The sequence below is a fragment of the Arsukibacterium ikkense genome (assembly GCF_000987775.1).
In the GTDB taxonomy this organism is placed as follows: Bacteria; Pseudomonadota; Gammaproteobacteria; order Enterobacterales; family Alteromonadaceae; genus Alishewanella; species Alishewanella ikkense.
In genome coordinates, this window is record NZ_LAHO01000008.1 from 143,711 (window position 1) to 167,191 (window position 23,481).

The 23,481-nt window shown below is 51.8% G+C and carries 21 protein-coding genes, 2 tRNA genes and 1 other RNA gene; 17 read left to right on the plus strand and 7 right to left on the minus strand.

Annotation, left to right across the window (positions count from 1 at the left end):
* The first annotated feature begins 107 nt into the window (after nt 1-107).
* The 9 genes from WG68_RS09735 to WG68_RS09775 all read left to right on the plus strand — a co-directional run bounded on the left by WG68_RS09735 (nt 108) and on the right by WG68_RS09775 (nt 9,987).
* On the plus strand, nt 108-389 hold the full coding sequence (locus tag WG68_RS09735; protein ID WP_046557496.1) for a YcgL domain-containing protein: 282 nt from the start codon (nt 108-110) through the stop codon (nt 387-389).
* 1 nt (nt 390) lies between these two features.
* Nucleotides 391-1,440: a lytic murein transglycosylase gene (locus WG68_RS09740; protein WP_046557497.1), complete on the plus strand. Its 1,050-nt coding sequence runs from the start codon at nt 391-393 to the stop codon at nt 1,438-1,440.
* 3 nt (nt 1,441-1,443) lie between these two features.
* Nucleotides 1,444-2,106, plus strand: coding sequence for a fumarylacetoacetate hydrolase family protein (locus WG68_RS09745; protein ID WP_046557498.1), 663 nt, complete (start codon nt 1,444-1,446; stop codon nt 2,104-2,106).
* Between the two features lie 2 nt (nt 2,107-2,108).
* Nucleotides 2,109-2,609: a YcgN family cysteine cluster protein gene (locus WG68_RS09750; protein WP_046557499.1), complete on the plus strand. Its 501-nt coding sequence runs from the start codon at nt 2,109-2,111 to the stop codon at nt 2,607-2,609.
* 50 nt (nt 2,610-2,659) lie between these two features.
* Nucleotides 2,660-6,073 carry an AAA family ATPase gene (locus WG68_RS09755; protein WP_046557500.1) on the plus strand — a complete coding sequence of 1,138 codons (3,414 nt, stop codon included), beginning with the start codon at nt 2,660-2,662 and terminating at the stop codon, nt 6,071-6,073.
* A 20-nt stretch (nt 6,074-6,093) separates the two neighbouring features.
* A complete protein-coding gene (gene zipA / locus WG68_RS09760; protein ID WP_046557501.1) occupies nt 6,094-7,008 on the plus strand; it encodes a cell division protein ZipA in 915 nt (304 codons plus the stop codon).
* 91 nt (nt 7,009-7,099) lie between these two features.
* Nucleotides 7,100-9,142, plus strand: coding sequence for an NAD-dependent DNA ligase LigA (gene ligA / locus WG68_RS09765; RefSeq protein WP_046557502.1), 2,043 nt, complete (start codon nt 7,100-7,102; stop codon nt 9,140-9,142).
* Nucleotides 9,142-9,477 carry a DUF3392 domain-containing protein gene (locus tag WG68_RS09770; protein WP_046557503.1) on the plus strand — a complete coding sequence of 112 codons (336 nt, stop codon included), beginning with the start codon at nt 9,142-9,144 and terminating at the stop codon, nt 9,475-9,477. The genes ligA and WG68_RS09770 overlap by 1 nt, the downstream gene beginning before the upstream one ends.
* Before the next feature lie 21 nt (nt 9,478-9,498).
* Nucleotides 9,499-9,987 carry a DUF2919 family protein gene (locus WG68_RS09775; protein WP_046557504.1) on the plus strand — a complete coding sequence of 163 codons (489 nt, stop codon included), beginning with the start codon at nt 9,499-9,501 and terminating at the stop codon, nt 9,985-9,987.
* Here the strand turns inward: WG68_RS09775 and WG68_RS09780 are convergent.
* Nucleotides 9,984-11,615, minus strand: a complete 1,632-nt coding sequence (locus WG68_RS09780; RefSeq protein ID WP_046557505.1) for a response regulator — start codon at nt 11,613-11,615, stop codon at nt 9,984-9,986. The two genes, WG68_RS09775 and WG68_RS09780, sit on opposite strands and share 4 nt — an antisense overlap.
* Nucleotides 11,616-11,838: 223 nt before the next feature.
* Between WG68_RS09780 and WG68_RS09785 the strand changes: the two genes are divergently transcribed.
* Together WG68_RS09785 and WG68_RS09790 are read left to right on the plus strand one after the other, a co-directional pair.
* On the plus strand, nt 11,839-12,510 hold the full coding sequence (locus WG68_RS09785; protein ID WP_046557506.1) for a type 1 glutamine amidotransferase domain-containing protein: 672 nt from the start codon (nt 11,839-11,841) through the stop codon (nt 12,508-12,510).
* A 153-nt stretch (nt 12,511-12,663) separates the two neighbouring features.
* Nucleotides 12,664-13,104: a CBS domain-containing protein gene (locus tag WG68_RS09790; protein WP_046557507.1), complete on the plus strand. Its 441-nt coding sequence runs from the start codon at nt 12,664-12,666 to the stop codon at nt 13,102-13,104.
* Between the two features lie 78 nt (nt 13,105-13,182).
* Here the strand turns inward: WG68_RS09790 and WG68_RS09795 are convergent.
* Nucleotides 13,183-13,258, minus strand: a tRNA-Val gene (locus WG68_RS09795).
* A gap of 118 nt (nt 13,259-13,376) precedes the next feature.
* Nucleotides 13,377-13,452: transfer RNA gene (locus WG68_RS09800), tRNA-Val, on the minus strand.
* A 204-nt stretch (nt 13,453-13,656) separates the two neighbouring features.
* Here WG68_RS09800 and gltX point away from each other — a divergent pair.
* Both gltX and WG68_RS09815 read left to right on the plus strand, forming a co-directional pair.
* Complete coding sequence (gltX, locus tag WG68_RS09810) at nt 13,657-15,069, plus strand: glutamate--tRNA ligase (protein WP_046557509.1); 1,413 nt, start codon at nt 13,657-13,659, stop codon at nt 15,067-15,069.
* Between the two features lie 16 nt (nt 15,070-15,085).
* Nucleotides 15,086-15,886: a DUF481 domain-containing protein gene (locus WG68_RS09815; RefSeq protein WP_235357714.1), complete on the plus strand. Its 801-nt coding sequence runs from the start codon at nt 15,086-15,088 to the stop codon at nt 15,884-15,886.
* A gap of 57 nt (nt 15,887-15,943) precedes the next feature.
* On the opposite strand, the gene serA is transcribed toward WG68_RS09815, so the two are convergent.
* The 4 genes from serA to ssrS form a co-directional block, all read right to left on the minus strand.
* On the minus strand, nt 15,944-17,170 hold the full coding sequence (serA, locus tag WG68_RS09820; RefSeq protein ID WP_046557510.1) for a phosphoglycerate dehydrogenase: 1,227 nt from the start codon (nt 17,168-17,170) through the stop codon (nt 15,944-15,946).
* Nucleotides 17,171-17,245: 75 nt separating this feature from the next.
* Nucleotides 17,246-17,902: a ribose-5-phosphate isomerase RpiA gene (gene rpiA, locus WG68_RS09825; protein ID WP_046557511.1), complete on the minus strand. Its 657-nt coding sequence runs from the start codon at nt 17,900-17,902 to the stop codon at nt 17,246-17,248.
* A gap of 110 nt (nt 17,903-18,012) precedes the next feature.
* Nucleotides 18,013-18,630, minus strand: coding sequence for a 5-formyltetrahydrofolate cyclo-ligase (locus WG68_RS09830; RefSeq protein WP_046557512.1), 618 nt, complete (start codon nt 18,628-18,630; stop codon nt 18,013-18,015).
* A gap of 45 nt (nt 18,631-18,675) precedes the next feature.
* A non-coding RNA gene (gene ssrS, locus WG68_RS19395) (6S RNA) lies at nt 18,676-18,859 on the minus strand.
* Between the two features lie 161 nt (nt 18,860-19,020).
* Here ssrS and WG68_RS09835 point away from each other — a divergent pair.
* From WG68_RS09835 to WG68_RS09850, 4 genes are read left to right on the plus strand one after another with little or no spacing between them, the layout of a single operon-like run.
* On the plus strand, nt 19,021-19,602 hold the full coding sequence (locus WG68_RS09835) for a UPF0149 family protein (protein ID WP_046557513.1): 582 nt from the start codon (nt 19,021-19,023) through the stop codon (nt 19,600-19,602).
* Between the two features lie 39 nt (nt 19,603-19,641).
* Nucleotides 19,642-20,973, plus strand: coding sequence for a Xaa-Pro aminopeptidase (gene pepP / locus WG68_RS09840; protein ID WP_046557514.1), 1,332 nt, complete (start codon nt 19,642-19,644; stop codon nt 20,971-20,973).
* A 2-nt stretch (nt 20,974-20,975) separates the two neighbouring features.
* Nucleotides 20,976-22,220 (plus strand): 2-octaprenyl-6-methoxyphenyl hydroxylase, encoded by a 1,245-nt coding sequence (gene ubiH, locus WG68_RS09845; protein ID WP_046557515.1) that lies wholly within the window; start codon nt 20,976-20,978, stop codon nt 22,218-22,220.
* Entirely contained in the window at nt 22,207-23,433 is a 1,227-nt protein-coding gene (locus WG68_RS09850; RefSeq protein WP_046557516.1) for an FAD-dependent oxidoreductase, read from the plus strand. Before ubiH ends, WG68_RS09850 begins: the two co-directional genes overlap by 14 nt.
* The last annotated feature ends 48 nt before the right edge of the window (nt 23,434-23,481 follow it).

Genomic DNA, 23,481 nt, shown 5'->3' on the forward strand with positions numbered 1-23,481 from the left:
ATAAGCAGTATTATTTATGCACCTGACCTTGCGGCCAGTGCGCATTACCTGTGCTTCATGTTATAGTTTCACCCTCTGTTAGGCAAGGTAGCGAAGACGTTTTATTGATGTTATGTGTTGTTTATAAAAGCCCGCGCAAAGAGGGCACTTACTTATATGTTGAACGCCGTGACGATTTCAGCCCGGTACCTGCTGCATTAATGACCACGTTTGGCAAGCCACAGCTGGTTACCGTGCTTAATTTGGCAAAGCGGGAACATTTAGCCCAGATTGATATTCATAAGTTACGCGCGGCACTGAAAAATCAGGGGTTTTATTTGCAGTTGCCACCGCCTCCTGAAAACCTGCTGGCACAGCACAAAGCCAGCATCCAGACAGACAAAGGTTAATATGAACATAAAATTAGCGCTAAAAAAAGTAGCTTTACCAGCACTGCTGGCAACCTGCCTGGCCGGTACCGCTGCTGCCAGCGAAACGGCCACGGTGCCACCCGCTAAACCCAGCTTTGAGGAATACACTGCCAGTTTGCGGCTGGAAGCCGATCAGAAAGGCTATGATAAAGCGCTGCTGGATGAAGTGTTCAGCTCGCTGACGTTTCACGAGCGGGTCGTGAAAGCCGACCAGACCCAGCCGGAGTCGGTGGAAACACTCAGTACCTATTTGCCAAAACGGGTGAGTGAAACCCGGATCAGAATGGCTCGCGGGTTTTATAACCAGTATTTACCTGAGCTGGAAAAGATTGGTGAGAAATATGGCGTGCAACCGCGCTTTATTGTTGCGCTCTGGGGCCTGGAAAGCAGCTTCGGCCGTTTTATGGGCAACTATTCTATCCCTTCAGCCTTAGCTACCCTGGCTTATGATGGCCGGCGCGAAACGTTTTTCCGCCAGGAATTTTTTAATGCACTGGATATTCTGGCAGAAGGCCATATCAGTTTTGCCGATATGAAAGGCTCATGGGCGGGGGCTATGGGCCAGAGCCAGTTTATGCCAAGCTCATTCCTGGCGTATGCCCAGGATGGCGACGGCGATGGTAAAAAAGATATCTGGACCAATCAGCTTGATGTCTTCGCGTCCATTGCAAATTACCTGAAACACCAGAACTGGGATAACAGCATCACCTGGGGCCGGGAAGTGGTGTTGCCTGAGAAGTTTGACGCCGGTTTGGCCATTCAGCGTGGCAGTCTGGCCCGGGCGGAATGGCTGAAACGCTGGAATGATTCTGCCCGCAGCCTGGCGCAGTGGAACGAACTGGGGGTACGCCGGCTCAATGGCAGTGGCTTACCTGCACGGGATATGCAGGCTGCATTAATTCTGCCAGACGGTGCCGGTGGCCGGGCCTTTTTAGGTTATGACAACTATAAAAGCCTGATGCACTGGAACCGCTCTTACTACTTTGTTACCAGCGTTGGCTATTTAGCTGACCTGATTATTGCCGAGTAACTTATGGCTTATCTGCATCAGCAAGTTGATGGCAGCCCGATAGCGCTGCCGGTGGGTAAAGTGGTGTGTATTGGTCAGAACTACCAGGACCACATTGCCGAAATGCAAAGCAAAACCGCTGCCGAGGCATTGTTCTTTATTAAACCCAGTACGGCACTTTGCCCACTGGCACCGGCTTTCGCCATTCCGGGCGGGCGTGGTGCCGTGCATAACGAGTTAGAAATTGCGGTGCTGATCAGCCAGCCGCTGTCGCAGGCGACACCACAACAGGTAACTGCGGCTATCTGGGGTTACAGCCTGGCATTGGATTTAACCTTGCGTGAGCTGCAGGCTAACCTGAAACAGCTGGGGCGGCCGTGGGAAATAGCTAAAGGCTTTGACGGTGCCTGTCCGGTTGCCGGTTTTGTGCCGGCAGGTGATATTGCTCATCCGCAGCAGCTGGATTTCAGTTTAACAGTTAACGGCATTGAGCGGCAGCATGGCAACAGTGCCAATATGATCCGGGGCATCAGCCAGCTTATCAGCGAAATGTCGCAGCACTTTACCCTGTTAGCCGGCGATATGGTGCTTACCGGCACGCCGGCAGGAGTGGGGCCGCTGCAGGCTGGCGATCAGTTGCAACTGCAACTGGCCGATTTTTTCACCGTCAATACAAAGGTAAGCTAGGCATGGCATTAGCAGAACGTTACTGGGAAACAAAAAGCCTCGATGAAATGAACACCGAGGAATGGGAAGCCTTGTGCGATGGTTGCGCCAAATGCTGCCTGAATAAATTTATCGATGACGATGATGAGCAAGAGCAAGGCCCGACCAGCGTGCTGAAAGCTGATGAACAGGTGCACTTTACCAATATTGCCTGTCGTTACCTGAACAGCCATAAATGCGAATGCACAGAATACAGCCAGCGCACAGTGCTGGTGCCAGATTGCATTCAACTGACCAAAGCTAATCTGAAAAACATTTTTTTTATGCCAACCAGTTGTGCCTACCGCCGGTTGCACGAAGGGCGAGGCCTACCCAGCTGGCATCCGTTACTTAATGGCGGTAAAAAAAGCCTGATGCATAAAAAGCAAATGTCGGTGCGCAACAAAGCCATTTGCGAAACCCAGGTTAACCTGGATAACTTTGAAGATTTTATTGTCAGCTGGCCATTAAACGATTTAGATTAACCACTACAGTTAGCTAAAACGCATACTAACAATAATAATGCTGAGTACAGATGCGCTTAAAACAGATAAAACTGGCAGGTTTTAAGTCTTTTGTTGACCCAACCCTGGTACCTTTTCCAGAGCAAATGACCGCAGTGGTGGGCCCGAACGGTTGCGGTAAATCAAACGTGATTGACGCCGTGCGCTGGGTGCTGGGTGAAAGCTCGGCCAAAAACCTGCGTGGCGATGCCATGACTGACGTTATTTTTAACGGCTCTGGCCAGCGTAAGCCGGTATCGCAAGCCTCGGTAGAGCTGGTATTTGAAAATACCCAGGGCCGGCTGAGTGGCAGCATGGCCGATCGCAGTGAAATTTCCATAAAACGGCTGGTGACCCGTGAGGCGCAGTCCAGTTATTTTCTCAATGGCAGCAAATGCCGCCGCCGTGATATCACCGATATTTTCCTCGGTACTGGCCTGGGGCCACGTAGCTACGCCATTATCGAGCAGGGCATGATCTCGCGGCTGATTGAGTCTAAGCCACAGGAATTAAGAGTATTTATTGAAGAAGCTGCCGGCATCTCCAAATATAAAGAACGCCGGCGCGAAACCGAAAACCGCATTAAACATACCCGCGATAACCTTGAGCGGCTGGCCGACGTGCGGGAAGAGCTGGCAAAGAATATCGACAAGTTAAAGCGCCAGGCCAGCACGGCCCAGCGTTATAAAGAGCTTAAAGCACAGGAGCGAAAGCTTAAAGCGGAATTAACCACCTTAAAATGGCTGCGCTTTAACAACCAGTTAGTGGAGCTGGAGCAGCAGTTAGCAGCGCAGGAGACCGAACTGGAAAAATATCAGGCCGGCATTCAGGGCGAGCAGCGGATCTTGCTTGAGCTAAAAGAGCAAACCAGCGATGCCCGCCAGCAGGCCGAGCAGCAGCAAAGCCGCTTTTATCAGCTGGGCAATACCATCAGCCGGCTGGAACAGCAAATTTTACACCAGCGCCAGCAACAGCAAATCCTCAGCAGCCAGTTGCAGCAGAAACAGCAGGCACTCAGCGACAGCGAACGGTTTGTCAGTAGCGAGCAAGCGCAACTGGACGAGCTGGAAAGTTTACAACAGCAGCACAGCCCGGAGCTTGAACTCAGCGAACAGCAATTGGCTGAGCTGCAGCTGCAATTACAGCAGGCGCAAGACAGGCTGACCGAGCAGCAACGGCTGTGGCAGCAATGGCAACAGCAGCATTTTAATTTGCGCCAGCAACAGCAGCAGGCGCAGTTGCAGTGGCAAAGTGCCAGCAGTCAGGCCGGGCAGTATCAGCAGCAACTGGCGCAGCGCCAGCAGCAGCTAAGCCAGTTGCAACTGCAGCAGCCAGCCAGTAGCAATACTGAAATGGCCGCCCGCCAGCAACAGCTTGCAGCTGACAGCGAGCAGGCGGCCTTGCAGCTTGCCCAGGCTCAAACACTCAGCGACAGTGCCGGCAGTGATACGGCCAGGGTACAGCAGCAGCTGGCGGCACTGGCTACCCGGCAGCAGATATTAACCCAGGAACAGCAACGCTTAACGGCGCTGGATGCCCGCCAGCAGCACCAAGCGCAGGCGTTACTGGCGCAGCTTACTGTGCAGAGCGGCTGGTCTGGCGCGGTGGCTGCAGCGCTGGGGCCCTTGCAGCATGCCAGCCTGAGCCAGGAAGACGCTGAGCCAGATAATTTTTGTTATGTCAGGCCGTTAAGCCTGCAGGCCAAGCCTGGCACCCTGGCCAGCGTGATTAATACCGGCTGTTACCCGGCTTACTTTCAACATATTTTGCTAGCAGAGTCGCTCAGCGGCGCGCAAGCTATGGCTACCACACTTGAACTTGGCCAGTCGGTGATCACCGCTGCTGGCCACTGGCTGGGTCATAACTGGGGCCATAGCAGCACTGGCGACATTACCGACTCCAGCTTGCTGCGACGCGAACGTTTAACGGCTATAGCCGCTGAACTTGCAGAGCTGGCAACCGGGCACAGTGCGCTGGCACAGCAGTTAACTCAGGCACAGCAGGCAGAAAGTGCAGCGCGCCAGGCATTAGCACAGCAGCAACAGCACCTTGCCGCTTTGCGCCAGCAATTACAACAGTTGGATACCGAGCGCCAGTTACAGGCTCAGGCCGAGCAGCTGGCCCGCCAGCAACAAGTGCAGCTTGAGGTTGAGTGTCAGCAACTCAGTGAGCAATACGCCGCGCTGACAACAGAGCTGGCAATACTGGATGAACGGCAGCAGCAAGCCGAGTTTGCCTTAGCGGAACATGCCGAGGCAGAGTTAACCCTGCAACAGGCGCAGCAGCAAGCCCAGCAGCAGCTGCAACAGCAGCGGGATCGGCTTGAGCAGCAAAAGGATCACTGCCGGCAGCTGCAAACGCAGCTAACCCTGGCCGAACGGCAACAACAGAGCCTGGCGCAGAATGTCAGCCGGGCCAGGTTGCAGTTGGAACAGCTGCGCGAACAAATTTATACGTTGCAACAGCAGCTTACTGACAATGATCAGCCGGAAATTTTACTGCAGGAGCAATTGCAGGAAGCGCTGTTAAATCGCGAAGATGCCGAGCTGGCCATGATAGCAGCTAATGAGTTACTGGCCACACTGGAGCAGCAAATGCGGCAACTGGAGCAAGGCCAGCAAGGCATTATGCAACAACTGAACCGGCAGCGGCAGCAAATGGAGTCGTTACGGCTTGATGCTGAGGGCTGTCGCATTCGCGCCAACAATATGCTGGAACTGCTGCGCGAACAGCAGGTCAATATAAAGGATGTGATACCACAGCTTGCTGCCGACGCTGATGAAGCGCAGTGGCAGCAGCAGCTGGATAAAACCGTAGACGCGGTCAGCCGTTTAGGGGCCATAAACCTGGCCGCTATTGATGAGTACGAGCAGCAGGCCGAGCGTAAGCGTTATCTGGACAGTCAACACGATGATTTAACGTCGGCGTTGGATACCCTGGAAAATGCCATGCGCAAAATTGATAAAGAAACCCGGCAAAAATTTAAAGAAACTTTCGAACAGGTAAACGAAGGGCTAAAAGGGTTGTTCCCAAAAGTATTTGGTGGTGGCAGCGCCTACCTTGATTTAACCGAAGAGGATTTACTGGAAACCGGTGTTACTATTATGGCCAGACCACCTGGCAAAAAAAACAGTACAATTCATTTATTATCGGGTGGTGAAAAAGCGCTAACGGCCTTATCATTGGTGTTTTCAATATTCAGACTCAATCCAGCCCCGTTCTGTATGCTGGATGAGGTAGACGCACCGTTAGACGATGCCAACGTAGGCCGGTTTTGTAACCTGGTACGGGAAATGTCGGAAACCGTGCAATTTATTTATATTAGCCACAACAAGATTGCCATGGAGATGGCGGCACAGCTGATGGGGGTAACCATGCAAGAGCCTGGTGTATCGCGGGTCGTGGCTGTGGATGTGGACGATGCTGTCAAGCTGGCAGTAGCCTGAGAACATAATAAGGTATAACTATGGCTAGTGAGTTGAGATTAGTATTAATTATTTTAGGGGCGCTGGTGCTCGGTGGCCTGTTTATTCATGGCTTATGGACGGTACGAAAAAACAACCGCCAGGCCGGCCATCGTTATCATCCCGACAACGCTGGGCCAACTGAGCCAGAGCACAGTGAAGGGTTCGACGATTTAGGCGTCGGCCCGGTGCGGGTGATTAAATCGCGTGCGGCTGATGCGGGTGGCAGTGCCGGGCGCACTGAACCTAAAGTCAGAACTGCGGCGCAGCCTGCCAGCGCGTTTAAAGCCAGCGGCCATGCTCAGCAGTCGGCCCGGCAGCAGCCAGAGCTGGATTTTGCTGGTACAACTGATAAAACCGAACCTGGCTTGAATTTTAATGCGCTGCCTGATGATGAAGGCCCGGGCAGCCCGCAGCTTGAAAGTGACTACCAGTCTGAGCAACTTACAACCAGCGCTGCAGCGCCCGAGCAAAAATCGGCACACCAGCCGTCAGAAGTGCTGATTTTATATGTATTGCTGCCAGAGAGCAGTGAAATCAAAGGCCCTGATTTACTGGCCGCGTTATTACCACTGGGCTTTAAATATGGCGATATGGATATTTTCCACCGCCATCTGGATAGTGCCGGTGGCGGTGAAGTGTTGTTCAGCCTGGCCAATATGTTTAACCCCGGCACCTTTGATTTAGAGCAGATTGATAAAATCAGTACCCGTGGTTTAAGTTTATTTATGACCCTGCCAGGGCCGGGCGAGCCACTACAAAACTTTAATTTAATGCATAATGCGGCAAAAAAACTGGCCGAGGAATTTGGTGGCCAGGTGCTGGATGGTCAGCGCAGCGTATTAACAGTGCAAACCGTGCGGCATTATGTTGACAAAATTCGTGAATTTCAGCGCCAGCAGCTTATTCATGGCTAGTAAGCATTAACTATGGCATACGGCAGGGCTTTCCCTGCCGTTTTTGTTATCGATAACTTGTTACCTATACCATCATGACAGATCAGCATTTATGACCACAGCAGACCAAAATAGCATCAATCAGCAGTTACAGCAGTTACGCCTGCAATTACAACAGTATAACTATCAGTATTATGTGCTGGATGAGCCAAGTGTGCCTGATGCCGAGTATGACCGGCTGTTTTTACAACTGGTGGCACTGGAGCAGGCGCATCCACAGCTGATTACTGCCGATTCGCCCAGCCAGCGGGTGGGGGGCATGCCCCTGGCTAAATTCAGCCAGGTGAGCCATAGCGTACCTATGTTATCCCTGGATAATGCCTTTGCTGATGCCGACTTTGTAGCTTTCAGTAAACGGATCGCTGAGCGGATAGACAGTGACAGCGAGTTTGAATTTTGCTGTGAACCAAAACTGGACGGCCTGGCCGTGGCGATTCGTTATAAAAACGGCTTGTTGGTTCAGGCCGCCACCCGCGGTGATGGTTTTACCGGTGAAGATATTACCAGCAATGTGAAAACGATCCGCGCAGTACCCTTGCAGTTAAATGGCGAGGTACCCGAGGTGCTGGAAGTACGCGGCGAAGTGTTTATGCCCTTGGCGGGTTTTCAGGCCATGAATGACAAGGCCCGCCAGGCGGGCGATAAAATATTTGCTAATCCGCGTAATGCCGCTGCCGGCAGCTTACGCCAGCTGGATCCGAAAATCAGCGCCGCCAGGCCGCTGATGTTTTATGCTTATGGCATAGGGGCCGTGACTGACAGCCAACAGCGGTTGGATAACCAAAGCCATTATCAGCGGTTAATGCAGCTGAGAAACTGGGGCTTTCCGGTGTGTCCGGAAGTGCAACTGGTAAAAGGTAGCGAGGCAGTGCTGGAATACTACCAGCGAATTGGCGACAAGCGCAGTCAGTTACCTTATGAAATTGACGGGGTGGTAATTAAAGTTGATAGCTTAGCGCAGCAACAGGCGCTGGGCTTTGTGGCCCGGGCGCCGCGCTGGGCTATAGCCTTTAAATTCCCGGCGCAGGAGCAGTTAACCACCTTACTGGATGTAGAGTTTCAGGTGGGCCGTACCGGCGCTATTACCCCGGTTGCACGCTTAGCACCGGTAGTGGTGGGTGGGGTAACGGTTAGTAACGCTACTTTACATAATCAGGATGAAATTAACCGGCTGGGTATTAAAGTGGGCGATACGGTAACGGTGCGCCGGGCTGGCGATGTTATTCCACAAATAGTGGCAGTGCTTACCGAGCGCCGGCCGCCGGATGCGCGCGATATCGTGTTCCCGGCACAGTGCCCGGTTTGCGGTTCAGCGGTAGAGCGGGTTAGCGGCGAGGCAGTAGCGCGCTGCAGCGGAGGTTTGTTTTGTGCGGCCCAGTTGAAAGAGTCGATTAAACATTTTGTCAGCCGCAAAGCCATCGATATTGATGGCCTGGGCGACAAGCTGGTAGAGCAGTTGGTCGATCAGCAGCTGATTAGCACCCCGGCCGATATTTATAAGCTGGATATGCCGGCATTAATTGGCCTGGAACGCATGGCAGAAAAATCGGCGTTGAAGCTGCTTAATGCCATTAAGGCGTCCTGCCAGACCAGCTTGCCACGCTTTATTTATGCACTGGGTATTCGCGAAGTAGGCGAGGCGACGGCGCTTAATCTGGCGCAGCACTTTGGCAACCTGCCCGCGATACTGACCGCCAGCCTGGAACAGTTACTGGCAGTCAGTGATGTGGGTAAAGTGGTGGCCGAGCACCTGCAAAGTTTTTTTGCTGAACCGCATAATCAGCAAGTTATCGCCGAGTTGCAGCAGGTTGGTATTCACTGGCCGGATATCAGCGTGCAGCAGGCCTCGGCGCAGCCGCTGGCCGGCCAGACGGTAGTGTTAACCGGCACCCTTAGCAGCATGGGGCGGGATGATGCCAAATCTCGCTTGCAGCAACTGGGTGCTAAGGTATCAGGCTCCGTGTCGGCGAAAACCTATGCGGTTATTGCCGGCGATAATGCCGGCTCTAAGCTGGCTAAAGCCAATGAACTTAAGGTGCAGGTTTGGACTGAGCAGCAGATGTTAGATTTATTCAGCAGTAACGGAGTCGCCTGATGAGTGAGTTGTTCTGGCAGTTATTAACCGACTGGGGGTTATTGTTCCGGCCTTATCTGCGCGATATAGCGCTGGCAATGGTGGCAACCTGTCTGGTGGTATTTGGCGATGATATTAACCGCTTTATCCGCCGCCAGATCATTAGCCTGCATTTTATCTGGCGCACCGTTATTTTTATCCTGGTGTGTGCCTTTGGCTATGGTGCGCTCACAATATTTCTTACCCCTGTGGTAGCTGGCTGGCTGGCACGGTTAAGTACCATAGCGCTGCCCTGGGTATGTCTGGCGATTTTCAGTGGCCTTGGTATCTTAGCCCAGCGTAAGCGACAGGCATAACATGCAAGGGGCCGGCCTGCGATGAAATCACCTCAGTATTTACCGTTACTGGATAACCATGGCTTGCTGCAAATTCCATTGCGATTTTATGGCTTGCTACTGCTATTGCTGCGGCCTTATATCAGCTGGCTGGCGGAGCTGAGTATGATGCGATCGCAGCATAGTTTGCTAAGTCAGTTCTACCCACGGCAACATGATTTTTTAGTGGCCTGCCTGATTGCATTACCCCTATTGCTGTTAGTGGCAGCACTTAGCCAGCGTCGGCCGAAAGGACGGCGTTTCTGGTGTTATTTGTGGCGGCCGGGCTTGTGGCTGCTGTGGCTGGTCACCCTGGCAGATTTTGGCCACAGCGTCAGTGGCCTGGATGGCGATGTAATTCTGGATGCGCCCTGGCGGTTGTGGGCCCCGGTGTTGTTGCTGCTGGCAATGATCTGGCTGGCGTTCAGCAAAACCCTGCCACTTATTTTTAAGGAATGGCCAGAGCAACTGCCTGCTGGCTCCAAAAGCTAAGCGTGCTGGCTTAAATATTTTTGCTTAAGCTGGCTGTAACGTTCTTGCTGCTCGGGTTTCAGAGTACTGTGCTCTATCAGTTGCTGGCACAGTTGCAATAAACTTTGTTTGGTAGAAGGTGCACACAGTGGCCTTGGGCTGGTCAGCAGAGTTTGCCATAAGTTCAGGGCAATACCGGCGTTTTTCGGCATAACGGTAAACGCCAGTTTAAAGGCTTCAAAAGCTTCCTGCCAGTTGCCGTGTTTGTAAAGGGTTACGGCGTTGTTGTTCAGCTCGCGCGGGCCAAGCCGCATGGCCAGTCGCTCTTGTTGTTCCTGCTGCAAATAGGCATTGAACAAGGGATCGGCCAGCTGCTGCTGACAATGGCGGCTGATTTGCGCAAACAGCTCGGCAGAGGCCTGGCTTAAGCCTACCTCATGCAGCGCTTTGGCTCTGTCCAGCGCTCCCTCAACCGACTCAATTTTTTGTAAAGGCTCCAGCGCGCTTAGCAATGCCTGAGCTTTTTCTTTGTGATCCTGCAAATACAACAGCCTGGCTTGCAACACCTGCTGCTGGCTTGCCAGCGCCTGGTTTGCGCCATTGGTATACTGGCGCTGCACTGTGGTCAGCGATACGGTGGCCTGGCGGTTTAAGCGGCTGCTTTGTTCTTCATCTTCCACGCTCAGCGCATAATCAATACTGGCTCTGGCCAGCGTTAAGTATAAATCGGGCTGCTCGTACATGGAGTAGCGGGCATACTTCACCATATCGCGCGCGGCGCGGTACTGGTTTTCGTAATCGTGGTTCAGGCGGGAAAGTTGTAATAGCTTTTGCTGGCGAAACATATTCCGTGGCGCCAGCTCGGCGGCTTCCAGTATATGTTGCTGTGCCTGTTGATAATGCTGTTGTTTGAATTCCAGCTCAGCTAGCAAATCCAGGGCAAATAAGCGGCTCTCTGAACGCCCCAGCAATACTTCCAGCTCACTAAAGGCCTGTTGCTCTTTACCGGCTGCCAGATGGCAGCGTACCAGCCCCATCCGGGCCCAGCTAAAAGGCTGGATATTCAACATAGCGCTGAAAAAGGTTTCGGCGGTGCGGTAATCAGCCTGGTGTAGTAATACATCGCCTTTTAAGCGCAATAATAACGGAAATAATTTATGCTGCTGGGCATCGGCCAGCTGCTGATCAATGGCTGCCAGTGCTTTCTGATCGTCTTTGGCGTCCAGTGCCTGATATACCTCGCGCAATTGCTGTTTGCGACGCAGCACCCGCTCAATCCGCTGCTGTAAATCTTTAATCACAAAGGGTTTGGCCAGAAACTCGTCGGGTTGCAGCTCAATAACGCTATGTACTAAGGATGGATCGGTCTCGGCGCTGATAAAAATAATGCCACAACTTAGCTGCTGCAAGCCTTTGGCTTTAATTTCTTCGTACAACTGAAAGCCGTCTTTCCCCTGCTGCTGGTTATGGGCGCAGATAATTAAATCAAACTGATTATCCCGGCACAGGTTTAACGCCACATTGGCCCGCTCGGCCAGAAATATATTCTGATAGCCCAGTTGTTCTAACGCAAAGCGCAAAAAGCCCTGAGCTAAACTTTGGTCATCTATCACCAGGATACGTTCATCGCGGCGCGGCGCTGTGTTCATGCAGTAAAGGGTTCCAATGGGTGTTAAGTCACTTTGCTTACTATAGCAAGTTTTGGCTTTGGCAACAGCAGAACAATGGGATAACGCCAGGGCGAATAGCGGCAAGTACCCTTGAACTTAGATAGCGGTGATCCAATATATACTAGAGTGGCTATTACTAAGCCTTAGTAACAGCGGGCATAACACTCAATAACGGGTGTTATGGCCGATTAGCGGAGGATTAATGAAAAAAGTACTGATATTTGTAACCAATCACGCCACACTCGGTAACACTGATGAAGCCAATGGCACCTATGCGCCTGAGCTTACCCATGCGTTAGATGTATTTTTAAATGCCAGTGTTCATTATGATCTGGCGTCGATTAATGGCGGTAAGGCTCCTTTGTACGGTACTGATATTAAAGATGATGCGGTGAATAGCAGAATTTTGGCCGATGCTGAGTTTCAGCAGCGGATCAGCAATACCCTGTTAGCGTCAAAAGTTAATATTGATGATTATGATGCAGTTTTTTATCCGGGTGGTTTTGGCTTGCTGTCGGACTTGGCCACCAATGAAACCGTTGCAAAATTAAGTGCCCAACATTATGAAAATGGTGGGTTACTGGCCGCAGTTTGTCATGGCCCGGCGGGTTTGCTGCCGGTAACCCTGAGTAATGGTGAAAAGCTATTGAGCAATACTGTTGTTACTGGTTTTACTCGTGAAGAAGAAGTCGACTACGGCACCATCGACAAGATCCCGTTTTTATTGGAGGAATCGTTAGCACGCGCCGCTAAGCAGTATCGTAAAGGGCAGCCCTGGGGCGAGTTGGTTATTGAAGACAACCGAGTCATTACCGGTCAAAACCCCGCTAGTGCTCATGCCGTGGCAGCGGCGTTGGTAAAGCATCTGGCATAGGCTTACGTTCTGGCCGTGTATTTAGCTGAAACCGGGCAAACTATATTATTAAAAACGTCCATAAAGGGCGTTTTTTAGTAATAATGCAGGCTCTGGGTTTTTTGGCAATTTGCGCTACAGTATAAACGCATCAAATTCAAACAGGTACAGACTATGTCGTTAGCGGCCATTATGAGCAAAAAAGTACGGGTTACCACTGAAGACGCGTCTTTAGCGAGCTTACGCAGCTTATTTGTTGATGCAAAATTTCAGCATGTGCCTGTGGTGAATAGCCTGCAGCAGCCGGTTGGCATTGTGTCGGTAAAAGATTATTTTAAAACGTTGAATGCGGTTATGGATAACGCATCGGAAAACACCATTGAATTGTATATGAAAAGCCGCAAGGTTAAACATGTCATGTCATCGCCGGTATTTAGCGTATCGCAAGATATGGGCATTTTGCAGGCAGCCAGCATGCTGGTAGAGCGTAATATCAGTTGTCTACTGGTGGTTGATGCGCAGAAACATTTAATTGGTATTGTGTCTTGGAAAGACATCATGCGCAGGATTTTGCAGTCACAGGAAAAGAAACAACAAGATCAAAGGAAAATGTAAATAATTGCTGGGTTGGAATTAGTCATAACCGCGTCTTGGCGAAGAGGGGCGTAACTTTTCATGATAATACGTCAAGATTGGTGGATTGTACTGGGTTCGAACCAGTGACCCCCGCCTTGTAAGGGCGGTGCTCTCCCAGCTGAGCTAACAATCCACGGGAGATAAACTTAACTATTTGTAGAATCAAATTGGTGGATTGTACTGGGTTCTAACCAGTGACCACCGTCTCGTCGTAAAGAGCTGGCGGTGCTCTCCATGATAAGACATCAAATTGGTGGATTGTACTGGGTTCGAACCAGTGACCCCCGCCTTGTAAGGGCGGTGCTCTCCCAGCTGAGCTAACAATCCACGCTGTTTGATGGCGCTCATTATAGGGAGCATGAATTTACTGTCAACTTTATTTTTAAAAAAACGGTTTGATTGCTGCAAAAGTAAACATCGAGTGATTTTTGCGGCAAATACACCGTTTTATGCTGCTGCACAGGTGGTGCAACCTTGGCCTAGCATTGTTACAATAGCGCTAACTCTGTTTTTGGCTATTTTGGATCTGCTATGTCGTTAGTTACCCGTTTTGCTCCCAGTCCCACCGGCTACTTGCATGTTGGCGGTGCCCGCACTGCATTGTATAGCTGGCTTTATGCCAAAAAGCAGGGCGGTAAATTTATTCTGCGGATTGAAGATACCGATATAGAGCGCTCTAACCAGGCCTCAGTTGATGCCATTTTAGAGGGTATGCACTGGTTAGGTTTAGAACACGATGAAGGCCCGTACTATCAAACCCAGCGCTTTGATTTATACAAAGAGGTAGTGGCTCAGCTGCTTTGTGAAGGTAAAGCCTATAAGTGCTTTTGCACTGTGGCTGAAGTAGATGCCATGCGCGAAGCGCAAATGGCTGCCGGCGAAAAACCGAAATATAACGGTATGTGGCGCGATCGCACTGATCACCCTACCGACAAACCCTATGTGATCCGCTTTAAAAACCCGCAGCAGGGCGTGGTGGTGATTGACGACATGATTAAAGGCCGGATTGAAATTGCCAACAGCGAACTGGACGATTTAATCATAGCCCGCAGTGACGGTACGCCAACTTACAATCTGACGGTAGTAGTTGATGACTGGAAAATGGGGATTACCCACGTTATCCGCGGCGATGACCATGTTAACAACACACCGCGACAAATGAATATTCTGGCAGCGCTCGGTGCTGACATTCCTAAATATGCTCATGTGCCAATGATCTTAGGTGACGATGGTAAGCGCTTATCAAAACGCCATGGCGCGGTAGGTGTAATGCAGTATCGCGATAACGGCTTTTTACCGGAGGCGTTAATTAACTATCTGGTACGGCTGGGTTGGTCGCATGGCGATCAGGAAATCTTCAGCAAAGCTGAACTAATTGAATTATTTGATTTGGCCGATTGCAACCGGGCGCCGTCTGCTTTTAACACTGACAAACTGCTGTGGTTAAACCAGCACTATATGAAAACCCTGCCGCCAGCGCGGGTAGCGGCCGAACTGCAATGGCATTTAACCGAGCAGCAATTGGATATCAGCAAAGGGCCAGCGCTTGAAGACGTTATTAGCGTGCAGGCCGAGCGGGTAAAAACCTTAAAAGAGTTGGTGGAAGTTAGCCGCTATTTTTATGAAGATTTTCCTGATTTCGAAGAAAACGCCGCTAAAAAGCACTTACGGCCGGTGGCGGCTGAGCCGTTGGCGTTAGTTAAACAAAAGTTAGCCGAGCTGACACAGTGGCAGTTAGCGCCTATTCACGACGCCATAAATGCTGCGGCTGAGCAACTGGGCCTGGGCATGGGCAAAGTGGGCATGCCGATGCGGGTGGCGGTGACGGGGGGCGGTAATTCGCCAGCGCTTGATCAAACGCTGCTGCTGATAGGCCGTGAACGTACCCTGGCCCGGCTTGATCTGGCACTGGCATTTATCAGTAATCGGGCTGAGGCAAGCTAACAAGGTGGCTATTTGCTTGCGGGTTTTATTGCTGGCACTAGTAATAATGGCGTTGCCGGCATTAGCTGCTCCCGACTCTGATGCAGATGGGGTAGCAGATGGCAACTCGCCAACTTTTCAGTTACCGCTGGATTTTCTCGGCACTATTGGCGGCGACATTGAATTGGGTTTGCTGTTTAACAGCGGCAATACTGATGCCTATGCTGTGCGCATTAACAGTGAGCTGGTGCACGAGCTAGAGTATTTTCGTAATCGTTATCAGCTGTACGGCCGGGTGCAGCGCAGCAAGATATTTAATGCCCAAACCCAGGAGCATGACAGCGTGACTACGGCTAAACGCTACGGTATGACCGGCCAGAGTAACTACAAGTTTCTGATTGGTCGTCAGTCGTTATTTGGTCGAGGCGCTTATTTGTACGATATGTTTGGTGCGTTCAGGGTGCAAAGCTCGTTGGCTGCGGGTTATGCCAACCGGGTGTATGAAATGCAAACCAACTATATTGATCTGGAAACCGGCCCGGGTTTTGCGCATCAACGCAGTAACAGCGGTTTAGCCAATACGGGTTTGATCTGGTTTTTGGCGTTTAATCTGGAACAAAAAGTGTACGAGGGCAGTACCTTTCGGCAAACCTTTGAAGGCTCGGTATCGCTGGATGGTGCTAACTCAACTTTTGTCAGCCGCAGTAGTATTACCGCTCAGTTGTTTGATAAATTATCAATGCGTTTTAGCTTTGTAGCCCGGCATAACTCGCGGCCAGAGGGCAAATTAAAAACCATGGATACCGAAACTGCAGCGTCTGTGGTGTATACCTTTTAATTCACTGTGCTGCCTGCTAAAGCAGGCTGCCTGTAGCTGGGCAGCCTGCTTTAGCCGTTAGTGCAGTACCCGGGCTTTTAAAGTGCCCGGAATGGCTTTTAACTCATTTAATGCCAGTTCGTGGTCTGCGGAGTCAACATCAATTACCACATAACCAATGTCTTGCACCGTCTGTAAGTACTGGCCGGAAATATTGATATTGTGTTTGGCAAAAGTTTCGTTGATTTTGGTCATCATGCCCGGCTGATTTCTATGAATATGCAGCAAGCGTGAGCGGCCTTTGTGCTCGGGCAAGGATACTTCCGGGAAGTTAACGGCCGACAAGGTTGAACCATTGTCACTGTATTTCACCATTTTACCGGCAACTTCATAGCCGATGTTTTCCTGCGCTTCCTGGGTTGAACCGCCAATGTGCGGTGTTAGCAACACATTGTCAAAGGCGCGCAGTGGCGAGACAAACTCTTCATCATTGCCTTTGGGCTCTAGCGGAAACACATCAATGGCCGCGCCGGCCAGTTTCTTGCTCTGCAAGCTGGCGGTTAACGCATCAATATCCACTACAGTGCCGCGTGAGGCATTAATTAAAATGGCGCCCTGCTTCATGCTGGCCAGTTCTGTCTCGGCAATCATATTTTTTGTTTGCGCTGTTTCAGGTACATGCAGGCTTATCACATCTGAGGTTTTCAGTAAGGTAAGCAAGTCCACCTGATTGGCATTACCCAGCACCAGTTTGCTTTCAATATCGTAAAACTGCACGCGCATACCAATATGCTCCGCCATAATGCTCAACTGGGTACCGATATGGCCATAACCAATAATGCCAAGGGTTTTGCCGCGGGCTTCATAAGAGTTGTCGGCGGTTTTTAACCATTCACCCCGGTGCGCTGCGGCGTTGCGTTGTGGAATACCACGTAGCAGCATAATCATCTGGCCCAGTACCAGCTCCGCCACCGAACGGGTGTTAGAGAAAGGAGCATTGAATACCGGAATAGCCCGTTTTAAGGCAGCTTCTAAATCAACCTGGTTGGTTCCGATACAAAAGCAGCCAATCGCGATCAGCTTATTGGCGGCTTCCAGCACCCGCTCAGTTAACTGGGTGCGTGAGCGAATACCAATAAAGTGAGCATCGCTAATGCGCGCAATCAGTTGATCTTCCGGCAACGATGTTTTCAGGTACTCAATATTGGTGTAACCTTGCTGTTTAAAGGTTTGCACTGCACTCTGGTGTAAACCTTCCAGCAGCAATATTTTTATTTTGTCTTTGGCCAGCGAAAATTTTTCCATGGTTCTCTCGTTGCATTAATTTGATAAAGGGTTCTGAGCTAAAAAGCGCAGCCAGCGGCAAAGCTTATTAATGGTTTATTTAATTATCTGGGTGCCATTACCACTGCCTACCAGCACAATATCGGCCGGCCTGCGGGCAAATAAGCCATTGGTTACCACGCCAACGATATTATTCAGTTGCTGCTCCAGCGCCAGCGCATCGGTAATGTGTAAGCCGTGCGCATCAATGATCTGGTTGCCATTGTCGGTAATTACGCCCTGGCGCAACACCGGCCTTGCCCCCAGCTTAACCAGCTGCCGGCTGACATAGCTGCTGGCCATCGGGATCACTTCAATCGGCAGTGGAAAGCGGCCGAGAACCGCAACCTGTTTGCTGCTGTCAACAATACAGACAAAGGTTTTTGCCACTGCGGCAACTATTTTTTCGCGGGTCAGGGCGGCACCGCCACCTTTGATCATTTGCTTCTGACCATTAATTTCATCAGCACCGTCTACATAAATGCTCAGCTCGCTGATGTCATTCAGTTCAAGCACGGCTATGCCAAGTTGTTTGAGTTTAGCGGTCGATTGCTCTGAGCTTGATACCGCACCGCGAATGCTGTCTTTAATACTGGCCAGGGCATCGATAAAATGATTCACCGTAGAGCCGGTGCCAACGCCAACAATGCTGTCTTTGCTGATAAATTGCAGAGCTGCCCAGGCAGCGTGACGTTTCATTTCATCTTGGGTCATGGCAGGTCTCTTTTTTGCTTAGCGGCTTTTAGCGTTTAGCCGTACAGATGGATATTATATCGAAAGCGGGCGCAGACAAAAGGGTAAAAGCCGAAAAAGTACAAAACAGTTTAACGAAAATCAAAATACTTAGCAGGGGTTATAACCTGCTGCAGCGGAATATCCCAGGGCTCAACGGGCACAGCCGCTACCTGCTGGCAGTTGTGTGCCAGGCCAATAACCTGGCAGGGGCTGTGCCGCGGCAGTTGCGCCAAAGTACGATCATAAAAGCCGCCGCCCATTCCCAGACGGTTGCCTGCAGCGTCAAAGGCTACCAGTGGCGCAAAAATAACATCCAGCTGCGCTACTGGTATAACATTAGCGCAATTAAGCCGGGGTTCCGGAATGCCAAAATGGTTTGCTCGCAGCTCGGTGGTGCTGTCGTAATGTAAAAATAGCAGGTAGCCAGGGCAAAAAGGGTGTAGCACCGGCAGGTAGACATCTTTACCGGCTTGCCACAGGGCCTTAATTAATGGCTCAGTGTTCAGCTCGGCGTCGTTGGCCAGATACAGCGCAAAGTGTTGTTTTGAGGTTAATTCAGCTTGATCAAAAACCTGTTGTACCAGTTCGGTTGCGGCACTGGCACGTGTTGCTGCTGGTAATTGCTGGCGCAGCTGCCGTGCATGCTGGCGAATCGCTTGGCGGGAGAGACGCAGAGCTGGTTGAACCGGTTGTTGCAGTAGTGACATCAAAAACCTTTGGCTGTCAAAAAGTGCTGAACAGAACTTAAAGCAGGGTTCTCCGAATTGCCGTTAGTTATTTAAGCCCTTGAACCCAGGGTTCAAGGCGGAAGACTCATGGTTGCCGTAGGCTTCCCGGTACAAGCCGGGCCTGCACAAAAGCCACACAGAAGAATTCCTGGATAAAACAATTATCGGCTCAGGGACGTCAACAACATCACAAACAACCCAGAGAACACCTGTAGTATAGCAGCAGTGCCAGCACGTTATAAGGGGGCAGGCAATAAATGCTGGCGGGTTGCGCAGATATTCAGCAGCAGAGCCGGCAAGTGCAGCTTACTGGCAGTTGGCTGGCGGCAGTGGTAGGATATTAGGGTGTAAATTTGTGAAGACAAGCCTATGAGCAACCCTCTAATTCAAAGTTATGACCGCTGGAGTAGTGACCTGGAGCTGGCGCATGTGATGGCCTCAGCGGCAGAGCTGCATGGTTTAATTGCCGGCATGTTAAGTGCCGGGGTTAAGGCCGATGCCAAAAGCCTGTTACCGGTGCTGTATGATTTTCTGAACGATGGACAGGCATTGCCGGCGGCGTTACAGAGTCAGGTGCAGCAATTAGTGGCGGCCACCGCCAGCAGCCTGCAGCAAAGCGATTTCTCCTTTAGCGTGCTGTTGCCAAGTGACGATGATGCGTTGTTTGAGCGGCTGGAAGCACTGGTTGAATGGTCGCAGGCCTTTTTAGTGGGCTTTGCGGTGCAACAAACGGATTTGTCTCTGGTATCAGAAGATGTACGCGAGGCGCTCGATCAGCTAACTGAAGTGACCCGGGTTGATATTCATACCGTAACGGACGGCAGCAGCGATGAAAATGAAGAAGCCTATTTTCTGGTGCTGGAACATGTGCGCATGATGGTGTTGTGCTGCTTTAACGAAGTTGGCCTGAAGTACAGCCCGCAGCCACCGCATGGTAAAACGCTGCATTAAAGCAACCAGGTCTGGCCACTTTTGCTTGGAAGGATTGACATGGAAAATTCTGTATTCGTTAGGCGCCGGGCGCAGCTAATCGCGGCCCTCGTGCCCAACTCGATTGCCATTATCAGTGCTGCCACAGAGCAAAGCCGTAGCCGTGATACTGAGTATCCATTTCGCCAGCACAGCGATTTTTGGTATTACAGCGGCTTTAACGAACCCGATGCTTTACTTATTTTAACTAATCGTGCCGATTTACCCGCTGTGCAGCTGCTATGCCGCGAAAAAGACCCGGCGCTGGAAGTATGGCATGGCCGCCGGCTGGGCCCGGCTGTGGCCAGTGACAGCTTGCAACTGCAGGCGGCGGCACTTAGTGAGCAAAGCGCCCTGTTGTCGCAGGCTATCAATGGCAGTGTTGCGGTATACCTGAATATCACAGAACAGACTTCGTTGCTGCAGCAGGTCACGAAGCAGATGCAGCTCTTAAAGCAGCGCGAAAAACGCGGCGATATTGCACCAGGCCAGCTGGTTGATTTAGCGCCACTGAGTGCCGCGCAGCGGCTGCTTAAAGATGACACTGAAATTACCCTGATGCGCCGCGCTGGCCAGATCAGCGCGCAGGCACATATCCGGGCCATGCAGCTATGCCGGCCGGGGCGCTTTGAGTATCAGCTGGAAGCAGAAATTCTGCACCACTTTGCCTTAAATGGTGCGCGTTACCCGGCGTACAACAGTATTGTCGGTAGTGGTGGAAATGGCTGCATTTTACATTACACCGACAATAGCAGCGAGCTGAAGGCCGGTGAGTTGGTATTAATAGATGCCGGCTGCGAGTTACAGGGTTACGCGGCTGACATTAGCCGGACTTTTCCGGTATCGGGCAAATTCAGTGACGAGCAGGCAGCGCTGTATCAGCTGGTGTTGGATGCGCAGTATGCCGCCTGCAATGCAGTCGCGCCGGGCAGCGATTTTGCTAAAGTAACAGCCGCAGCGGAGCAGGTACTAACCGAAGGTTTGCTGGGCTTAGGTATTTTGCAGGGCGAGCTGGCACAGCTTATTGCCGATAAAGCCTGCAAAGCCTATTTTATTCATGGCATTGGCCACTGGCTGGGGCTGGATGTGCATGATGTCGGCGCCTATAAAGCGGCCGGCCTAAATGACGAAGTGCAGGAGCAGCCTTTCCTGCCCGGTATGGTATTAACCATTGAACCTGGCCTGTATATTCCGGCGGGCAGCCCAACCGAGCCACGCTGGTGGGACATCGCTATCCGGATTGAAGATAACCTGCTGGTGACGCCTGAGGGCCATGACAACCTGACCACGGCGGTACCAAAAGAGATTGATGCTATCGAGCAGCTGATGGCTGCAGCTCAGGGCCGCAACTGATAATGGCAACTAACCCCAGCAAGGCGCAGTTTGATATCGTTATTGCCGGTGGCGGCATGGCCGGTAGTTTACTGGCCTGGTGCCTGCTACTTGCCCGGCCAGAGCTGCGTATTGCAATGATTGAAAGGCAAGGTGCTTTGCAGGCGCAGAGTCTGCAAAGCGCCAGTTTTGATAGCCGCAGTATTGCGCTGGCGGCGGGGAGCGTCAGCTTATTACAGCGCTGGGGGCTGTGGCAGGATTTGGCCGCTAAGGCTTGCCCGCTTGAGCAGATATGGGTATCCGATCGCGGCCACTTTGGCAAAACCCGCTTAACGGCCAGCGAATATCAGCAAGCTGCGCTTGGCCAGGTAGTAGAAGTAGAACACCTGGGCAACTTGCTTAGCACTAAGCTCTCAGCGCAGCCCAACCTGAGTTATTTTCAGCCCGATTTTATTACCGCTATCAAACCGGCAATCGACAGCCAGCAGATCACGCTGCACAGTGGCACTGAGCTTAGTGCTAACTTATTAGTGATTGCCGAGGGCGGTTTATCCCAAAGCCGCCAGTTGGCTGGCTTTAGTGTCAGCAGCGATGATTATCAGCAAAGCGCCATTATTGCTAACCTGGCGCTGGCGCAGGATCACCATAATACCGCCTTTGAGCGCTTTACCGAGCATGGCCCTATTGCGTTATTGCCGCTGACTGGCCAGCGTTATTCGTTGGTGTGGACGGTAGCACGCGATGCAGCCGCAGGCTTGTTAGCGCTGGACGAGCAGCAATTTACGGCAGCTATTCAACAGGCTTTTGGTTATCGGGCCGGGCTGTTTAGCGGCGCCGGCTCCCGGGTACAGTATCCGTTAACGCTGCGCCGGCCGCAGCACATCGTGCGCCATCGTACGGCCTTACTGGGCAACAGCTTACACAATTTACACCCGATAGCCGGCCAGGGCTTTAACCTGGCCATCCGTGATATACAGGCACTACTGCTGGCGCTGGGTGATGCTCGTGCTGGAGCCAGCATGGCTCGTGGCGCAGCCGGGGATGCGGGCAGCTACCCGGTGCTGCGCGCGTATCAGCAGCTGCGCGAGCAGGACATTAAACGAGTGGTCTGGTTTACCGATGCGCTGGTGCGGGGTTTTTCCAATAATTCACGCTTAGTGGCGCTGGCCCGTAATACCGGCCTGGCGGCGATGCTACTGTGCGACCCACTAAAACGGCCGCTTGCCATGCAGGCGATGGGCCAGGGACATTCTTATGCAAAATACTGATATTACCATTGTCGGTGGCGGTAGCGCAGGCCTGACCCTGGCTTTACTGCTGGCCCGGCAACAGCTGCGGGTGGTGCTGGTAGAGCAAGGCCCGGCGCCCTCTGCCGCCGCGCCAGCATATAACCGGGTAAGTGCGCTTAATATGGCCTCGCGCAGTTTATTTCAGCAGTTGGGCATTTGGCCGCAGCTACTGGCTGGCGCTGCCGCATACACCACTATGCAGGTGTGGGAAGCGGACAGCTTTGCCAAAATAGGCTTTTCGGCAGAGCAGCAGCAACTTGAAGCGCTGGGCTACATTTGCGATAACGAACATATCCGCCAATTGCTGTACAGCCAATTACAGCAATACAGCAATGTGCAATGCTACTTTAACGTCGCTATCAGCCAGTTAAAGCAGGGCGAGCGCGAAGTAATGCTGCAACTGGATAATAACGAGCTTGTTTTAAGCCAGCTATTAGTCGGTGCTGATGGCGTGAACTCCTTTGTGCGCCAGCATATGCAATTACCACTCACCCATTGGGACTATCAGCACACCGCCATAGTGGCGAAAATTCGCTGCACTGAACCCCATCAGTTGAGCGCCCGCCAGGTATTTCTACCCAGTGGCCCGCTGGCATTGTTACCACTGCCGGAGCCTGATGTTTGTTCCATTGTCTGGAGCGCCGAAACGGCTGAGGCCAAACGCCTAATGGCGCTGGATAACACGGCCTTTGAACAGGCACTGTGTGCCGCCAGCCAGGCAGTACTGGGCCCGGTTAAGTTACAAAGCGAGCGCCAGGCATTTGGCTTAACCATGCGTTATGCCAGTAGCTGGCAGCGGGGCCGGGTAGTGCTGGTGGCCGATGCGGCGCACAGTATTCACCCGTTGGCCGGCCAGGGCATGAATTTAGGCCTGATGGATGTCACGGCACTGGCGCAGCTGATTGGCGAGCAGCAAGCGTTGGCTGAAGATATTGCGGCCACCGCTATGCTACGGCGCTATGAGCGTTGGCGTAAAGCCGAAGCGCAAAGCATGATAGTGGCAATGGAGGCTTTTAAACGCGGCTTTAGCGCTAAACCTGCGCTGGCCAAATTGCTGCGCGGCTTAGGTTTAGCGGCGGTAGATCAGTTGCCGCTGATTAAACAGCAATTAATGGCGTATGCGCTGGGGCTCAAAGGTGACTTGCCTGAGCTTGTGAAAAACCAGGGCGCCGTGGTGGACAGTTTGCCTTAGTTTTATTTGTAACCCGGCTTGTCGCATTACAAAAAGTAATCCAAATTG